Origin of the sequence: Pseudomonas sp. LP_7_YM, from assembly GCF_004364435.1 — a bacterium.
Classification (GTDB): Bacteria; Pseudomonadota; Gammaproteobacteria; order Pseudomonadales; family Pseudomonadaceae; genus Aquipseudomonas.
This window is the reverse complement of record NZ_SOCT01000004.1, coordinates 465,052-481,537: the sequence shown is the minus strand read 5'-3', so window position 1 is coordinate 481,537 and position 16,486 is coordinate 465,052. Positions and strand designations below refer to the sequence as shown.

Annotated in this window: 13 protein-coding genes; 1 reads left to right on the top strand and 12 read right to left on the bottom strand. The window is 60.8% G+C overall.

The annotated features are described in order from the left end of the window. Window positions 1-2: 2 nt before the first annotated feature. The 12 genes from hutI to hutC all read right to left on the bottom strand — a co-directional run bounded on the left by hutI (window position 3) and on the right by hutC (window position 14,949). Window positions 3-1,208 (bottom strand): imidazolonepropionase, encoded by a 1,206-nt coding sequence (gene hutI, locus EC915_RS13790; protein ID WP_133751087.1) that lies wholly within the window; start codon window positions 1,206-1,208, stop codon window positions 3-5. Between the two features lie 178 nt (window positions 1,209-1,386). Further along, window positions 1,387-2,799 (bottom strand): amino acid permease, encoded by a 1,413-nt coding sequence (locus tag EC915_RS13785; RefSeq protein WP_133751086.1) that lies wholly within the window; start codon window positions 2,797-2,799, stop codon window positions 1,387-1,389. 119 nt (window positions 2,800-2,918) lie between these two features. Next, on the bottom strand, window positions 2,919-4,469 hold the full coding sequence (gene hutH / locus EC915_RS13780; RefSeq protein ID WP_133751085.1) for a histidine ammonia-lyase: 1,551 nt from the start codon (window positions 4,467-4,469) through the stop codon (window positions 2,919-2,921). A 140-nt stretch (window positions 4,470-4,609) separates the two neighbouring features. Next, window positions 4,610-5,449 (bottom strand): glycine betaine/L-proline ABC transporter ATP-binding protein, encoded by an 840-nt coding sequence (locus EC915_RS13775; protein ID WP_133751084.1) that lies wholly within the window; start codon window positions 5,447-5,449, stop codon window positions 4,610-4,612. Beyond that, window positions 5,449-6,300 carry a proline/glycine betaine ABC transporter permease gene (locus EC915_RS13770; protein ID WP_133751083.1) on the bottom strand — a complete coding sequence of 284 codons (852 nt, stop codon included), beginning with the start codon at window positions 6,298-6,300 and terminating at the stop codon, window positions 5,449-5,451. Before EC915_RS13770 ends, EC915_RS13775 begins: the two co-directional genes overlap by 1 nt. 212 nt (window positions 6,301-6,512) lie before the next feature. Beyond that, window positions 6,513-7,478 carry an ABC transporter substrate-binding protein gene (locus tag EC915_RS13765; protein ID WP_133751082.1) on the bottom strand — a complete coding sequence of 322 codons (966 nt, stop codon included), beginning with the start codon at window positions 7,476-7,478 and terminating at the stop codon, window positions 6,513-6,515. A 146-nt stretch (window positions 7,479-7,624) separates the two neighbouring features. Further along, the gene (locus EC915_RS13760; RefSeq protein WP_133751081.1) at window positions 7,625-9,088 is read right to left on the bottom strand and encodes a cytosine permease; all 1,464 of its coding nucleotides are present in this window, start codon (window positions 9,086-9,088) and stop codon (window positions 7,625-7,627) included. Between the two features lie 178 nt (window positions 9,089-9,266). Beyond that, entirely contained in the window at window positions 9,267-10,964 is a 1,698-nt protein-coding gene (hutU, locus tag EC915_RS13755; protein WP_133751080.1) for a urocanate hydratase, read from the bottom strand. 420 nt (window positions 10,965-11,384) lie between these two features. Further along, on the bottom strand, window positions 11,385-12,119 hold the full coding sequence (locus EC915_RS13750; RefSeq protein ID WP_133751079.1) for an anti-sigma factor domain-containing protein: 735 nt from the start codon (window positions 12,117-12,119) through the stop codon (window positions 11,385-11,387). Between the two features lie 213 nt (window positions 12,120-12,332). Then, window positions 12,333-13,505 (bottom strand): Na+/H+ antiporter NhaA, encoded by a 1,173-nt coding sequence (gene nhaA / locus EC915_RS13745; protein WP_372237898.1) that lies wholly within the window; start codon window positions 13,503-13,505, stop codon window positions 12,333-12,335. 83 nt (window positions 13,506-13,588) lie between these two features. Beyond that, on the bottom strand, window positions 13,589-14,182 hold the full coding sequence (locus EC915_RS13740; protein ID WP_133751077.1) for a HutD family protein: 594 nt from the start codon (window positions 14,180-14,182) through the stop codon (window positions 13,589-13,591). Beyond that, window positions 14,179-14,949, bottom strand: coding sequence for a histidine utilization repressor (gene hutC / locus EC915_RS13735; protein WP_166650986.1), 771 nt, complete (start codon window positions 14,947-14,949; stop codon window positions 14,179-14,181). Before hutC ends, EC915_RS13740 begins: the two co-directional genes overlap by 4 nt. A 138-nt stretch (window positions 14,950-15,087) precedes the next feature. Between hutC and EC915_RS13730 the strand changes: the two genes are divergently transcribed. Continuing rightward, window positions 15,088-16,452: a formimidoylglutamate deiminase gene (locus EC915_RS13730; protein ID WP_133751075.1), complete on the top strand. Its 1,365-nt coding sequence runs from the start codon at window positions 15,088-15,090 to the stop codon at window positions 16,450-16,452. Window positions 16,453-16,486 lie beyond the last annotated feature (34 nt).

Sequence of the window (16,486 nt, the reverse complement as noted above, 5' to 3'; positions counted from 1 at the left end):
GATTAAAAGATGCTTTCCACGCCGTGACGCACGACGCGCTTATCCAGATCCCCGCCCAGCCAGTAGGCCAGGTCTGCGGGCCGCTCGATGTCCCACGCCACGAAGTCCGCGACCTTGCCGACCTCCAGCGAGCCGTGCGTATCGGCCATGCCCAGCGCCTTGGCCGCGTGAAGGGTCGCGCCGGCCAGGGCCTCTTCGGGCGTCATGCGCAACAGCGTGCAGGCCATGTTCAGCATCAAGCGCAGCGACAGGCCCGGCGAGGTGCCGGGGTTGAGGTCGGTGGCGATGGCGATGTTCACCCCGTGTTTGCGCAGTGCCTCCATGGGTGGCAGTTGGGTTTCGCGCAGGAAGTAGAATGCGCCCGGCAGCAGCACTGCGACCGTGCCGGAGGCGGCCATCGCGATGGCGTCTTCCTCGGTCATGAACTCCAGATGATCCGCTGACAACGCCTGATAACGTGCCGCCAGACTCGAACCGTGCAGCGATGACAGTTGCTCGGCATGCAATTTCACCGGCAAGCCTAACTGGCCTGCGGTGATGAAAACCTGTTCGACCTGAGTCGGGGAAAACGCCAGGTATTCGCAGAACGCATCGACCGCATCCACCAGGTTTTCCGCCGCCAGCGCAGGCAGCATGTCGCTGCAGATGTGGGCGATGTAGTCATCGGCGCGGTCTTTGTATTCCGGGGGCAAGGCGTGGGCGGCCAGGCAGGTGCTGCGTACGGTGACCGGCAGATTTTCGCCAAGCTGACGAATCACCCGCAAAATCTTGCGCTCGCTGGCCAGGTCCAGGCCGTAGCCAGACTTGATCTCGACCGTGGTCACGCCATCCTTGAGCAAATGCTGCAAACGACGCTCGGCGCTGGCGTACAGCTGCTCTTCGCTGGCTGCCCGCGTGGCGCTCACGGTACTGGCGATACCGCCGCCTGCCGCTGCGATCTCGGCATAACTAACACCCTGCAGACGCTGTTCGAATTCGCCGCTGCGATTACCACCGAACACGGTGTGGGTGTGGCAGTCGATCAGCCCCGGAGTGACCCAGGCACCGTTCAGGTCGACGCGGTTCAGGCCTTCCTGATCCGGCACCTCGCCAAGCGGGCCTATCCAAGCGATATGCGCTCCTTCGGTCACGATAGCGGCGTCCTCGATGATCGAGTAAGTGCCGTTGGCCATGCTTGCGGCGTGGCAGTTATGCCAGAGCGTTTTCATCGGTGCCTCCAGAGTCTTGTGTAATACGAACGCCGGTTTCGTATGGCGCGTATGTCTAAAGCAGTCCGGCGGCCCATGCGATTACCCCTTATGGGAGCAAATTCATTCGCGATTCGGTGTGAGGCACGATGCATCTCTTTGATGCACCGGCCTCTGGCGAATGAGTTCGCCCCCCAGGTTATGTGCGGGTCAACGGATCAGCCTTTGCTTGCAGCTTGCCTGTGTCGCGCCCGGGCTTGACCCAAACCCGATAGGCAACCAGCAGCAGTACGATCCACACAGCGCCGACTATCAACGCTGGCTGGGTATCCGGGAAGTAACCCAGCACTGCGAACACGAACACCATGAACAGCGTGGCGACAATCGGTGCGACGGGCCAGAACGGCACCGGGAATTTCAGCTGCGCCACTTCTTCAGCACTCATCGAGCGGCGCATGGCGATCTGCGTGATCAGGATCATCAGCCAGACCCAGACCGTCGCGAAGGTGGCGATGGAGGCGATCAGCAGAAACACGTTTTCCGGGATCAGGTAATTCAACACCACGCCGCACAGCAAGGCGGCGCCCATCACCAGCACGGTCATCCACGGCACGCCGTTGGCGGACAGTTGCGCGAAGCCTTTAGGGGCCTGACCCTGTTTCGCCAGGCCGTACATCATGCGCCCGGCCCCGAAGATGTCGCTGTTGATCGCCGACACTGCTGCCGAAATCACCACAATGTTCAGGACTGATGCTGCGGAGGAGATCCCCAGTTTGTCGAAAATCTGCACGAAGGGGCTGCCCTGGCTGCCGATGTCCTGCCACGGATACAGCGACATCAGTACAAACAGGGTCAGCACATAAAACAGCAGAATGCGCAGCGGCACCGCATTGATTGCGCGGGGGATTACGTGCTCCGGGTTGCGGGCCTCACCGGCAGCGACACCAATGATTTCGATACCACCGAAGGCGAACATCACCACCGCCAGCGCAGCCACCAGACCGCCGATGCCGTTGGGCATGAAGCCGCCCTGCGTCCATAGGTTGCTGACGTGGCTGACACTGTCGCCCGAGGCCGAACCGAAGCCGAACAGCAGGATGCCGAAGCCTGCGAGGATCATCGCGATGATCGCGCCGACCTTGAGCAGCGACAGCCAGAATTCGGTTTCGCCAAACACCTTGACGCTGCACAGGTTGAGCGCGCCGATCACCAATACGATGCCCAGCACCCAGATCCAGCGGGGCACCTCGGGGAACCAGAAGCCCATGTAAATGCCGAACGCTGTGATGTCGGCCAGGCAGACGATGATCATCTCGAACGCGTAGGTCCAGCCGAGCACGAAGCCCGCCATCGGCCCCAGATAGGTGCTGGCGTATTCGCTGAACGAGCCGGCCACGGGGTTGCGCACGGCCATCTCGCCCAACGCGCGCATGACCATGTACACCGCGGCCCCCGCGATCAGATAGACCAGCAGCACCGCAGGCCCGGCGAGTTTGATGGCCGACGCCGAGCCATAGAACAGCCCCGTGCCGATTGCCGACCCCAGCGCCATGAAACGAATGTGGCGGGCGCTGAGCCCGCGTTTCAGATCTGTTGCGTTTTGCGGTTTCATCTCACGCTTTTCCTAGTCTTTCTTTTGCTCTGAAATGATTTGGCAAGATGCCTGCTTCCCTGTGGGCGTTTTGCATCTGCCAATCATCTCTGTGACAGGCCCTCCCGGCCCGTCTGCGATCAAAAGCTCGGCAGCAGGTCAGCAGACACCAGCGCGCTCAGGCAATTGGAAGCCAGAAGCTCGGTGGCGGCCTCGATGTCAGGGGCGAAGAAGCGGTCTTTTTCGTAGAACGGGACTTTGCTGCGCAGGGTAGTGCGGGCGATTTCCAGTTTTTTCGAGGTCTTCAGACCATTGCGCAGGTCCAGACCCTGACACGCAGCCAGCCATTCTACAGCCAGCACGCCGCGAGTGTTTTCCGCCATTTCCCAAAGCCGCTTGCCAGCCGCCGGTGCCATGGACACATGGTCTTCCTGGTTGGCAGAGGTCGGCAGGCTATCGACGCTGTGCGGATGCGCCAGCGCCTTGTTCTCGCTGGCCAGTGCCGCAGCAGTCACTTGGGCGATCATGAAGCCGGAATTCACCCCGCCATTGGCGACCAGAAACGGCGGCAACTGCGACATGTGCTTGTCCATCATCAACGAGGTCCGACGTTCGCTCAGCGAGCCGATCTCCGCAATGGCCAGCGCGATATTGTCCGCTGCCATGGCCACCGGCTCTGCGTGGAAGTTGCCCCCGGAAATCACTTCACCCTCTGCGGCGAACACCAGCGGGTTATCGGACACCGCGTTGGATTCGATCGCCAGCACCTCTGCAGCCTGACGCAGTTGGGTCAGGCAGGCGCCCATGACCTGTGGTTGGCAGCGCAGGGAGTAGGGGTCCTGAACCTTGTCGCAGTCGCGATGGGATTCGGAAACCTGGCTGCCGTCGCCCAGCAGATCGCGATAGGCCGCAGCCGAGTCGATCTGCCCGCGCTGGCCTCGTGCGGCATGAATGCGCGGGTCGAACGGCGCGCGTGAACCCAGTACCGCTTCAACCGTCAATGCGCCGCAGCTCAGAGCGCCAGCGAACAGGTCTTCGGCTTCGAACAGGCCGCGCAATGCGTAGGCGGTCGACACCTGAGTGCCGTTGAGCAGCGCCAGGCCTTCTTTCGCCGCCAATGTCAGCGGCGTCAGACCGGCAACTGCCAAGGCCTCAACGGCGTTCAGCCATTGGCCCTTGTAACGCGCTTTGCCTTCGCCCAGCAGCACAAGCGACATATGCGCCAGCGGTGCGAGATCGCCCGAAGCGCCCACCGAACCCTTGAGCGGAATGTGTGGGTACACCTGGGCGTTGATCAGGGTGATCAGCGCGTCGATGACCTGACGACGAATACCGGAGAAGCCCCGGCTCAGGCTGTTGACCTTGAGCACCATGATCAGCCTCACCAGATCGTCGCTCAGCGGTTGGCCGACGCCCGCAGCGTGCGACAGGACCAGCGAGCGCTGGAGGTTTTCCAGATCCGCGCTGGCGATGCGGGTCGAGGCCAGCAGGCCAAAACCGGTGTTGATCCCGTAAGCCGTGCGGTTTTCGGCCAGGATCTGCTCGACGCAGGCCACGCTGTTGTCGATGGGCTGAGCGGCGCTGGCGTCCAGCGTCAAGGCCGCGGGCTGCTGATAAATCGCGCGCAGTTGCGCCAGGGTCAGTTGGCCGGGGATCAGGTTCAGCGGGGTCGCCTTTGGGGTGTCGGTCACGATGCTGCTACTCCTTGAGTGATATCTGTCGCGTTCCCGAAACTGGCTCCTGCCTGTCCGGCGCTTATGGCGCTCGAGTTGCGACGGTTGCTGTTGTGGTTGTTATGAGCCGCATAGTCGCGACACGGCGAACGCCCGCTTTAAAGGGTCGCCACCCGCCGCTGGACGAAACGATCAACGTATTCGTCGGCGGGCGAGTAGAGGATTTCTTTCGGAGTGCCGACCTGAATCAACCGGCCATCCTTGAGAATGGCAATCCGGTTGCCGATGCGCACCGCTTCATCGAGGTCGTGGGTGATAAAGACGATGGTCTTCTTCAAAGTCGATTGCAGCTCCAGCAACTGGTCTTGCATTTCGGCGCGGATCAGCGGGTCGAGGGCGCTGAACGCCTCGTCCATCAGGATGATGTCGGTGTCTGCCGCCAATGCGCGAGCCAGACCCACACGCTGACGCATGCCGCCGGACAGCTGGTGCGGGTACTTCTTCTCGTAACCCTGCAGGCCCACCGTGGTGATCCAGTGCTGCGCGCGCTCGGCGCATTGCGCTTTGCTCTCGCCGCGGATGGTCAACCCATAGGCGACGTTGTCGATCACCGTCTTGTGCGGCAACAGGCCGAAGCTCTGGAACACCATGCTGATCTTGTGCCGACGGAAGTTGCGCAACGCTTGCATGTCATAGGTCAGGATGTTCTCGCCATCCACCAGGATCTCGCCGCTGGTGGGGTCGATCAGGCGATTGAAGTGACGCACCAGGGTCGATTTGCCGGAACCCGACAGGCCCATGATCACGAAGATCTCGCCGCTGCCGATGGACAGCGACAGGTCGTTCACGCCAACCACGCAGCCGGTCTGCGCCAATACCTGATCCTTGCTCTGGTTCTGCCGGACCATCGCCAGTGCATCACTGGCGCGGTTGCCGAAGATCTTGTACACGTTCTTGACGACGATTTTGCCGTCGGTATTTGAGGTCTCGACGCTCATTATTTGTTCGCCTCATGCCGTGGACGGCCATAGGCCTGGGTAATGCGGTCGATCACCACTGCCAGAATCACAATGGCCAGACCCGCTTCCAGGCCGCGACCGACGTTCAGGGTCTGAATCCCCACCAACACGTCTTCCCCCAGGCCGCGTGCACCGATCATCGAGGCGATCACCACCATCGACAGGGCCATCATGGTGGTCTGGTTGATGCCGGCCATGATGCTGGGTAGCGCCAGAGGCAATTGCACGCCGAACAGCTGCTGCCAGCGATTAGCGCCGAATGCATTGATCGCTTCCATGACCTCGCCGTCGACCTGACGGATGCCCAGATCGGTCAGACGAATCAGCGGCGGCGCGGCGTAGATCACCGTGGCAAAGATCGCCGGGACCTTGCCCAGGCCGAAGAGCATCAGCACCGGGATCAGGTACACGAAGCTGGGCATGGTCTGCATGATGTCCAGCAGCGGCATCAGTACCGAGCGCAGGCGATTGCTGCGCGCCGAGAGAATGCCCAGCGGTATGCCGATGATGACCGAGATGACGGTGGCGACCAGCATCAGCGCCAGGGTCTGCATCAGCTTGTCCCACAAGCCGACGGCGCCAACCAGGAACAACAGGCCGACGATGACTAGCGTGGTCGTGATCTTGCGCGTGGCGTGCCAGGCGATGAGGCCGACGATCGCCAGCAATACCCACCACGGCGCGACGCGCAGCAGGCCTTCGAGTTTGACGATGGCCCACAGCAGGGTGTCGGAAATCTGCCGGAACACGTCGCCGTAGTGGGTGACCAGTTTGTCGACCCAGTCGTTGACCCATTCGGCGATGGAGAACGTGAAGCTTTCGGGGAACATAGGGTTTTCTCGATCTGTTAAGTGGTGCGGGTCTGCTGTCAGGTGCCGCCGTTGATCTTGCGTCGGACGCAATACCTGCGGGGGCAAATTCAATCGCGACACCGGGGCCCAGACGATAACCCTCTATCGAATGGACTGGCGCCTCGCGAATGAGTCCGCTCCCACAGTAACTGCGTAGACCGCCACATTGCGCAGCACCCGGATCAAAGCCTTTACAACGAAGCCTCTACCTTTTTGGCAGCATCTTCGCTGACCCACTGGTGCCAGACCTCAGGATGTTCCTTGAGGAAGATCTTCGCCAGTTTTGGCGACTCGATACGGTCCTTGGTCATGCGTGCCAGGTTCTGGTTGAGCAGGTCGATCGGGATGTTGACCTGTTCCATCACCGCCACCAGTTCGGGCGCCTGCTCGTGGAAGGCCTTGGACAGGCCGACCTTGATGTCGATGGTCTTGTTCACGCCGGCCTTGTCTTCCAGGCGCACCATGTCCACTTGACCCATCAGCGGAGTCGGCGACCAGTAATAGGCCAGGATCGACTCGCCGCGCTTGTAGCTCGACAGGATTGCCGCGTCCAGCGCCGGGCCGGTGCCCGGGCGGAAGTTGGTGTACTTGTCTTCCAGGCCGTAGCTTTTCAGCATCTCGCTGTTTTCCAGCTCACAGGTCCAGCCCGCCGGGCAATTGTAAAAGCGGCCTTTCTCCGGCTCTTCGGCGTCCTTGAACAGGGCTGCGTATTTGCCCAGATCGGCAATGGACTTCAGGTCCGGCGCCTTTGCCTGCAGCTTGCGCTTGGCATCGCCTTCGATCACGTAGCGCGGCACGTACCAACCCTCGACCGCGCCTTTGACCGGGGCACCGACACCCACCACCTTGCCGGCCGCTTCGGCCTTGTTCCACACTTCGCTGCGGCCTACCCACTCTTCGGCAAAGACTTGAATATCGTTGGTGCTCAGGGCGTTTTCCATGGTGATGGAGTTGCCGGGCAGGTTATCCACTTCACAGCCGTAACCTGTTTTCAGAATGTCCTGCAGCACGTTGGTCAAAAGCATGGCGCTTTCCCAGTTCAAACCGGCGAATTTCACCGACTTGCCGGACTCACACCATCCCGCTGCCTGACTGGCGCCGCTGGCGAGCACGCCGACTGAAAGCAACGTGGATAACAGGGCCTTCTTCGTGTTCATTGTGTGACGCTCCTGGTCTTGAATGGCTGTATTGCATGGGGCAAGGCAGTAACGAATCAGGTGGCATTCAACCTGAGGGAATAGCACTTGTCGTGCTCCGTCCCGCTTCACTCCAGCTTTAACAGACGTGCGTCACGGAGGGTCGTTCACCCCGTGTGCCCCGGTACGACAATGGGGCTGGCCTCACGCGTGTCTTGCGCGTTCGGCAGGATCAAGCGGTCGGCAATTTCCCCGGGCCATTTTTTCGCCGCCACGTAATACAGCACGGCAGGCACGACCAGGCCGATGATCCACGAGATGTCCGTGTCATCGAGGCTCGCAACCAGCGGCCCGGTATAGAAATGGGTGGAAATAAACGGCATCTGGATCAACACGCCGATGACGTAGACACAAATGCCGATCCAGTTCCAGCGTCCATAGCGACCCTCAGGGTCGGACAAGGCCGGAATGTCGTAGCGTTCTTTGCTGATGCAGTAAAAATCCACCAGATTGATCGCGCTCCAGGGCGTGAAAAACGCCAGCAGGAACAGAATGAATGCCGAGAAGTCATTGAGGAACGAGTCTTTGCCCAGCAAAGCCAGGCCGGTCGCGATCCCGACCATGGCAAAAATGTAGGTCAGGCGCAGGGCGCTGGATATATGACGGTTGCCGCGAAAACCGCTGACGATGGTGGCAACCGACATGAAGCTGCCGTAGGCGTTGAGCGTGGTGATGGTCACCTTGCCGAACGCGATGCTGAAGTACAGCGCGGCCGCGACAGCGCCTGTGCCGCCCAGGCTGACGATGTAGGAAACTTCATGGTGCGCGAAATGCTTGCCCGCCAATGCTGCCGCGAACACACCGAACACCATCGAGGCCTGTGCGCCGATCACTGAACCCAGGCCCACGGCCCAAAACGTCTTGCTCGCCGAGGTGCTGCGCGGCAGGTAGCGCGAGTAGTCCGCGACATACGGGCCGAACGCGATCTGCCACGACGCTGACAGGGAGATTGCCAGCAGGAAGCTGCTCAGCGAGAAGTGCCTGTTGCCCAGCAGTGCACCGACATCGTTACCTGCGAGCAACGCGCCGAACAGGTAGATGAAGGCGATTACACCGATGACGCTGGCGACCCGGCCGATCAAGTGGATGACCCGGTAGCCGAAAATGGTCAGGACCACGATGGCGGCGGCGAACAGCACGATACCTTGCCAGTCCGGCACCTGAATCAGTTGCGCGACGGCTTGACCTGCCAACAGCGAGCCGCTGGCGGAGAAGCCTATGTACATCAGGCACACCAGCACCAGCGGAATGACGGCCCCGTAGACGCCGAATTGCACCCGACTGGAAATCATCTGCGGCAGCCCCAGTTTTGGGCCTTGCGCCGCGTGCAGCGCCATGACACCACCGCCCAGCAACTGACCGATGAACAGACCGATCAGTGACCAGAACACATCACCGCCCAGCACCACGGCCAGTGCCCCGGTGACAATCGCGGTGATCTGCAGGTTGGCACCCAGCCAGAGGGTGAATTGACTGAACAGACGGCCATGTCTTTCCGCATCAGGGATAAAGTCGATCGAACGCCTTTCGATCACAGAAGCATTTGCAGCACGATCATCTGGAACGGCCATCACCACATCCTCAAAGACATTGGCAGACATCAACTAAAAACTGTGCGGGTCACACATTCACTACTGAAACCGATCCGGCGGGAGCGACTCATTCGCGAGGGGCAGAGCAACCGATCAAAATTCAGCGCCTGAAAGCCCATATCGCCAATAAATTCGCTCCCACCGCCGTGTTATTCGATCAGTTACCGATCATCGGCAGGTTCAGCCCCTGCTCCTTGGCGCAATCGATGGCGATCTGGTAACCGGCGTCGGCGTGGCGCATGACGCCGGTTGCCGGGTCGTTGTGCAGGACCCGGGCGATGCGCTCGGCGGCTTCGTCGGTGCCGTCACAGACGATCACCATCCCCGAATGCTGCGAGAAGCCCATGCCGACGCCACCCCCGTGGTGCAGCGATACCCAGGTCGCGCCGCTGGCGGTATTGAGCAGCGCATTGAGCAGAGGCCAGTCGGATACGGCGTCGGAGCCGTCCTGCATCGATTCGGTCTCGCGATTAGGGCTGGCGACCGAGCCGGAGTCCAGGTGGTCACGACCGATCACCACCGGCGCCGACAGCTCGCCGCTGCGCACCATTTCGTTGAACGCCAGACCCAGTTTGGCGCGCTGGCCCAGACCGACCCAGCAGATACGTGCCGGCAGCCCTTGAAAGCTGATGCGCTCGCGGGCCATGTCCAGCCAGTTATGCAGGTGTGCGTCGTCCGGGATCAGTTCCTTGACCTTGGCGTCGGTCTTGTAGATGTCTTCAGGGTTGCCCGACAGCGCCGCCCAGCGGAACGGACCGATGCCACGGCAGAACAGCGGACGGATGTAGGCGGGCACGAACCCCGGGAAATCAAACGCGTTGCTTACGCCTTCGTCCTTGGCCATCTGACGGATGTTGTTGCCGTAGTCGAATGTCGGGATGCCTTGTTTCTGGAACGCCAGCATGGCTTCGACGTGCTCGGCCATTGACTGTTTGGCGGCCTTGACCACGGCAGCCGGCTCGGTGGCGGCGCGGTCGCGGTACTGCGCCCAGGTCCAGCCTTTTGGCAGATAACCGTTGAGTGGGTCGTGGGCGCTGGTCTGGTCGGTAACCATGTCCGGACGCACGCCACGACGGACCATTTCCGGCAGGATCTGGGCGGCGTTGCCACACAGCGCAATGGAGATCGCCTTGCCTTCGCCAGTGTATTTGGCGATGCGTGCCAGCGCGTCGTCCAGATCAACGGCTTGCTCATCGACGTAACGGGTCTTCAGGCGGAAATCGATCCTGCTCTGCTGGCACTCGATGTTCAGTGAGCAAGCGCCCGCCAGGGTCGCCGCCAGAGGCTGTGCGCCGCCCATGCCGCCAAGCCCGGCAGTCAGTACCCAGCGACCTTTCAGGCTGCCGTCATAGTGCTGGCGACCGGCTTCGACGAAGGTTTCATAGGTGCCCTGAACGATGCCCTGGCTACCAATGTAGATCCAGCTGCCGGCGGTCATCTGGCCATACATGGCCAGGCCCTTGGCATCCAGTTCGTTGAAATGCTCCCAACTGGCCCAGTGCGGCACCAGATTGGAGTTGGCGATCAGCACGCGCGGGGCATTGCTGTGGGTCTTGAACACGCCGACCGGCTTGCCGGATTGCACCAGCAGGGTCTCGTCATCGTTCAGGTGGGTCAGGCTCTCGACGATCTTGTCGTAGCACTCCCAGTTACGCGCTGCGCGGCCAATACCACCGTAAACCACCAGTTCGTTCGGATTCTCGGCGACTTCCGGGTCCAGGTTGTTCATCAACATCCGCAACGGTGCTTCGGTCAGCCAGTTCTTGGCGGTCAGTTGCGTGCCACGTGCAGCGCGGATCTCCACATTGCGGCGTTTGGTCCATTGCTGAGCTGGGTTTTTGTTGTCAGTCGTCACGTAACCATCCTCGATGAGCAATCTTGCCCAGGCACTGGGCTGACGGTGCCTGTATCGCACAGGCGAAATATGGGTGGGGTAGATCAGGCGCCGCTTGTAGTGGGTTGAAGCGGTGCACCGGTATAGGCACTCATACTCACATTTACTTGTACATACAAGCATATGCAACCCAGGGGCCAACTTCTCAAGGCAACCCTCAAAAACCCCCAAAGCCCTGTAGCCGTCGGGGTAGCGAGATATTCCAGTTCAGCAGGATCACAGCAATACCTTACGCAGAAGTGTTGAGTTGTTACTTTTGGGTGCGCCTGCCCCATCGCAGGGCAGCGGGTAACAAGGAATGCCTGAGGTGAAGTTCGTCGAGAGCGGTGCGTGGAGCGGGCTGATCGGGGGACGCTGTTTGACTCCGGCTGCGGAGGCTGCTCACCGGGCCTTCACTGCCCGCCCGCTGTACTGAATCGGTCCACCGGGCTTGTTGAGTGGCGAGCCACCCGCTTTTTCCAGCGACAGCTCGAACAGTTGGTTGGGCTGCAGCGGCGGCAGGCGGTCAGTCGGTACGGTCAAGGTATCGCCCGGCCCGACCAGCCCCAGTGAAATCGGCCCCTGCCAGTCGTCAGCCCGGGTCCAGAACTGCAGCACCTTGCCGGGCGGCACCTCAATCTTGTCCACAGGCACCAATTGAATCCCGCGCATGTTGCTGGCCTGAATCACCCAGCCAGCGGTTTTGGTATCGGGCGCCGACAACACCGCCAGATAAGCAGGCGCGGGCGGGGTGGGCACCTGCCCCAGCAACTGGGTGGTCAGAATTACACACGCCGCCAGCCCGATGCCCGCCATGGCTCGCCAGAAACCGACGTTGTCCTGCCATGAGATACGGCGTTTCTGGCGCCGGGCGGTGTCTTTCCTTTTGTGGGACAGGCTGGCGTGATTACGTTCGACGGGGTATTTGGCGCGGGGAGAGGGTAGCGGCGGCTCGGACAGCGCAGTCAGTGTCAGCAAGCGCGAATTCCAGCCTTCAATGGCCTTGCGCAGCGCAGGATCGTGGGCCAGGCGCTCTTGGACTTCGGCTCGTTGGCTCGTCGTCAGGATACCCAGCACGTATTCCCCGGCCAGGGTCTGGACGTCGAGATCCGGAATCTTGTCTTGTTTTTCACTCATCCCAAACGCTCCCGCGACGCGACATAAGCATGCTCGATACAGGTGTTTTCCCTACCCCACGGCCTGTCCACTACGCGTGCGGTTTTTTGATGAGCGTAGCCGCCGACGCGTACTTCAAACATACCGTTACGACGCACGGGAGGAGATTTTCAAAGAATTGGATGGGCCCCGCCGGGCGAGGCGCGCTGTGGCAGGGCCCGGCTATGGCTTGGGTCAGCGCTTGGCCAGTCTGCTGCGCAATAGAATCACGCCCACCAGTGCCGACAGAATCGAGCCCAGCAATACGCCCACTTTCACTTCATCGATCAGCTCGGGAGTGCCGGGAAACGCCAGGTTGCCGATGAACAGGCTCATGGTAAAACCGATCCCGCACAGCAGTGCCACCCCATATAACTGCACCCGGTTGCTGCCTTCAGGCAAGCTTGCCAGACCGGTGCGAATGGCCAGCGTGGCCGCTAGAAACACACCGACCTGTTTGCCGATAAACAGCCCGAGTGCCACACCCAAGGGCACCGGGTCAATCAGATTACCGAGGGTGATCCCGGCCAACGAAACGCCCGCATTGGCAAACCCGAACACCGGGACCACGGCGAAAGCCACCCAGTAATGCATCTTCTCTTCGAGAAACAACAGTGGCGAACGGGCTTCCTCCTGCTGGGTCCCCAGTGGAATGCACAGCGCCAGCGCTACTCCCGCCAACGTTGCGTGCACCCCCGACTGCAACACGAAAAACCACAGCAGCAGGCCCAGCAGCAGATACGGCAACAGGCGTTGCACGCCCATGCGGTTCATGACGATCAGCACCGCCAGCGTTGCGAACGAGGCACCGAGCATCGGCAGATTCAGGCCCGTGCTGTAGAACAGCGCAATGATGGTTACAGCACCCAGGTCATCGAGAATCGCCAGCGCCGCGAGGAAGACTTTCAGCGAGGTCGGGACGCGCTTGCCCAGTAATGAAAGCACGCCCAGCGCGAAGGCAATGTCGGTGGCGGCCGGGATGGCCCAGCCGCTCATGGTTTCAGCGTTACCTAGATTAATGCCGACGTAGATCAGTGCCGGGACTAGCATGCCGCCCGCCGCCGCGAAACCGGGCAAGGCGCGCTGGTTCCAGCTGGCCAGACCGCCCGCCAGCACTTCGCGTTTGATTTCCAGGCCAACCATCAGAAAAAAGATCGCCATCAGACCATCATTGATCCATAGCTCGATCGATAGCCCACCCCATACGCTGTGCAGCGCAGAAAAGTAAAAAGTGGCCAGGGGCGAGTTGGCAACGACGATTGCAGCCAGCGCTGCGACCATCAGCACGATCCCGCCCGCGGACTCCGAGGCCAGAAAGCTGGCGAGAACGGCGAGGGCGCGTGGGGTTTCCTTGTTGGGGTTGAGCATTTTCATACGCGTCCTATATCCATTTGCTTCTGGCCTGAGCCGATTCGCTTGTGCTGGAGGTGAACGGCTCCCCAAGGTTGAACTTAGATTACGGTGAGTTCAATCACGCAAACCCGACTCGCACTGGGCGCATAGAGCACTACTTCCAGCAATGCGCCTTCGGCGTTATCCAGTTGCAGACAGTCATGGCGCTCCAGCAGTTGCGGTGGATGCTCGCCCACATTGGCTGCGATCTGCTCGGCAGCGCTGAACACCATGAATACATTGGCCGAACTGAAGAACCGCTGCGGTTGCAGAACGTCGATCCATTGCAGCCGCGCCCGATAGCGGGTGGGCGCATAGATCAGATTGAAGTCGCGAATCGGCCCGTTCAGCAGCGTGCAGGCGACCTGGCTGTCGCCGCTGAATGCAAACGGATCGGACGGCAGTAAGGCCTCGCTTTCGGTGCCGTCGATCGTCAGCGTCATGCCCGCACCCTGCAGCACCGTGATGATGCGCAGGTAGCCGGGGAACACCGAAAAGCCGCCAGACTCGCCAATGTCTGCAATCGACAGGCGCCAGCCAAAACCTTCGAGCCCATCGCCTGCATCACGGGTGATTTCTTCAGTGCTACCGCCCCCGTTTTTCCAGGGCATGCGTGGGTAATGGGCGGCGCGCAGAACAGTCAGTCGGGTCATTTGCTGAAACGTCCTTCCAGACGATGGCGCGAGCCGGGGTGAATCAAACGTGCAGCAGTCACCGGCTGACGCCCCGACCAGGTGCGACGTCGCACCAGCAGACACGGCTCGCCCTTCTCGATTTGCAGCAGTTTGCATTCCTCGGGGTCGGCCAGAATCGCCTCGACCACATGCTCACCCTCGGTCAGCGGCGCGACTTGATTGAGATAGGCGTAAGGGGTCTGTTGGGTGAAATCCTGCTGCAGATAGTCCGGAGCGACCAGCGCATTGACGAAGCGGTCCTCTATTTGCACGGCAATATCGTTTTCGTAATGCACGATCAGCGAGTGGAATACCCGCTGGCCTTCGCGCATGTCCAGTGCCAGCGCACGTTCGGAGCCTGCAGCCTCTTCGCAGAGAATGATCACCTTGCAGGTATGGGTATGGCCGCGAGAAGCGATTTCATCGGCGATGTTGTGCACTTCGAACAGTGCGGACTGGGTCTTGGGTTTGGCAACGAAGGTCCCGACACCCTGCATGCGCACCAGCATGCCGTCGGCGGTCATCTCGCGCAGTGCGCGGTTGATGGTCATACGGCTGAAACCGAGTTGGGTCACCAGCTCGCTTTCGGACGGTACGCGATGATGCGGCGGCCAGGTTCCGTTCTGGATCTGCTGGGTGATCATTTGCTTCACCCGGGCGTACAGCGGCGCCGGACTGTCACCCATCTGGGCGGCCAGCGGAGAATTGGCAGGCGGAGTCGGCACAGAAAAATCCTTGTCAGGCATGATCGATCAATGAATGAACGCATTTCGAACAGCGCCCACGCTAACCATTAACGCGGACGTGGACAAGCTTGCCGCAGTTTACCGGTGAGGCAAACGTCTGTATATGTATAGACAATTTCACGCAAGGGGTGCGAAGCGATGTCCGTTTTCTTTGCCGAACGAGCGTTACTGTCTGCTGGCTGGGCCGCTAACGTGCGTTTCGAGGTGGGCGCCGAGGGTTTCCTGACGAGCATCCAGCCCGATGCTGATCGACAGGGCGCTGAGCTGATCAGCGGCCCGGTGGTGCCGGGCATGCCCAACCTGCACTCTCACGCATTTCAGCGGGCGATGGCAGGGCTGGCGGAAGTGGCGGGCAATCCGAACGACAGCTTCTGGACGTGGCGCGACCTGATGTACCGGCTGGTCGGTCAGATCAGCCCGCAACAGTTGGGCGTCATCGCGCGCCAGCTGTACATCGAGATGCTCAAGGGTGGTTACACCAGCGTGGCGGAATTTCATTACGTCCATCAGGACACGGCGGGCAAACCCTACGCCAACCCGGCTGAACTGGCCTTGCAGATCAGTCAGGCGGCCAGTTGCGTCGGCATCGGCATGACGCTGCTACCGGTGCTGTACAGCCACTCGGGTTTTGGCGGGCTGGCGCCCAATGAAGGGCAGCGCAGATTCCTCAACAGCACTGACAGTTATCTGAACCTGCAATCACGTTTGAAGTCGATCATCAGCGCGCAACCGGCACAGGCGCTGGGGCTGTGTTTTCACTCGTTGCGGGCCGTTACGCCGCAGCAGATCAGTGAAGTGCTCGCGGCCAGTGACCAGCAGTGTCCAGTGCATATCCATATCGCCGAACAGCAGAAGGAAGTCGCTGACTGCCTGAGCTGGAGCGGGCGTCGACCGCTGCAATGGCTGTATGAAAACGTCGACGTTGGTGAGCGCTGGTGTCTGGTGCATGCGACGCATGCCGAAGCCGACGAGATTACATTGATGGCCAGGAGCGGTGCGGTAGCAGGTTTGTGCCTGACCACCGAAGCGAATCTGGGCGACGGGATCTTTCCGGCAGTGGACTACATCGCTCAGGGCGGACGTTGGGGGATAGGCTCTGACAGCCATGTCTCGCTCAGTGTGGTCGAAGAATTGCGCTGGCTGGAGTACGGGCAACGGTTGCGTGATCAGCGGCGAAATCGTCTGTACCGTGGCGATCAGCCCATGGTCGGTCGCACATTGTATGACGCAGCGTTATTGGGTGGCGCTCAGGCAATGGGCCAGCCAATCGGTGCACTGGAAGTCGGCAAGCGGGCGGACTGGCTGGTGCTCGATGGCACTGATCCTTATCTGGCAACGGCCTGGGGTGATGCCATTCTGAACCGCTGGCTGTTCGCCGGGGGCGATCGTCAGATACGCGAAGTGATGGTCAATGGCCGCTGGGTAATTCGCGATGGTCGTCATGCCGATGAAGACGAAAGCCGCCGCGCGTTTGTGCAGGTGTTGCGGGAGCTGTTGGGATAGGGGCATCCGTTAGCGTGAAGGATGATGATCAACC

Coding starts and splice junctions, on each gene's coding strand:
- hutI (WP_133751087.1), bottom strand. CDS start 1,208: ATGAAAACGCTCTGGCATAACTGCCACGCCGCAAGCATGGCCAACGGC.
- EC915_RS13785 (WP_133751086.1), bottom strand. CDS start 2,799: ATGAAACCGCAAAACGCAACAGATCTGAAACGCGGGCTCAGCGCCCGC.
- EC915_RS13775 (WP_133751084.1), bottom strand. CDS start 5,449: ATGAGCGTCGAGACCTCAAATACCGACGGCAAAATCGTCGTCAAGAAC.
- EC915_RS13770 (WP_133751083.1), bottom strand. CDS start 6,300: ATGTTCCCCGAAAGCTTCACGTTCTCCATCGCCGAATGGGTCAACGAC.
- EC915_RS13765 (WP_133751082.1), bottom strand. CDS start 7,478: ATGAACACGAAGAAGGCCCTGTTATCCACGTTGCTTTCAGTCGGCGTG.
- EC915_RS13760 (WP_133751081.1), bottom strand. CDS start 9,088: ATGGCCGTTCCAGATGATCGTGCTGCAAATGCTTCTGTGATCGAAAGG.
- EC915_RS13750 (WP_133751079.1), bottom strand. CDS start 12,119: ATGAGTGAAAAACAAGACAAGATTCCGGATCTCGACGTCCAGACCCTG.
- nhaA (WP_372237898.1), bottom strand. CDS start 13,505: ATGCTCAACCCCAACAAGGAAACCCCACGCGCCCTCGCCGTTCTCGCC.
- EC915_RS13740 (WP_133751077.1), bottom strand. CDS start 14,182: ATGACCCGACTGACTGTTCTGCGCGCCGCCCATTACCCACGCATGCCC.
- hutC (WP_166650986.1), bottom strand. CDS start 14,949: ATGCCTGACAAGGATTTTTCTGTGCCGACTCCGCCTGCCAATTCTCCG.
- EC915_RS13730 (WP_133751075.1), top strand. CDS start 15,088: ATGTCCGTTTTCTTTGCCGAACGAGCGTTACTGTCTGCTGGCTGGGCC.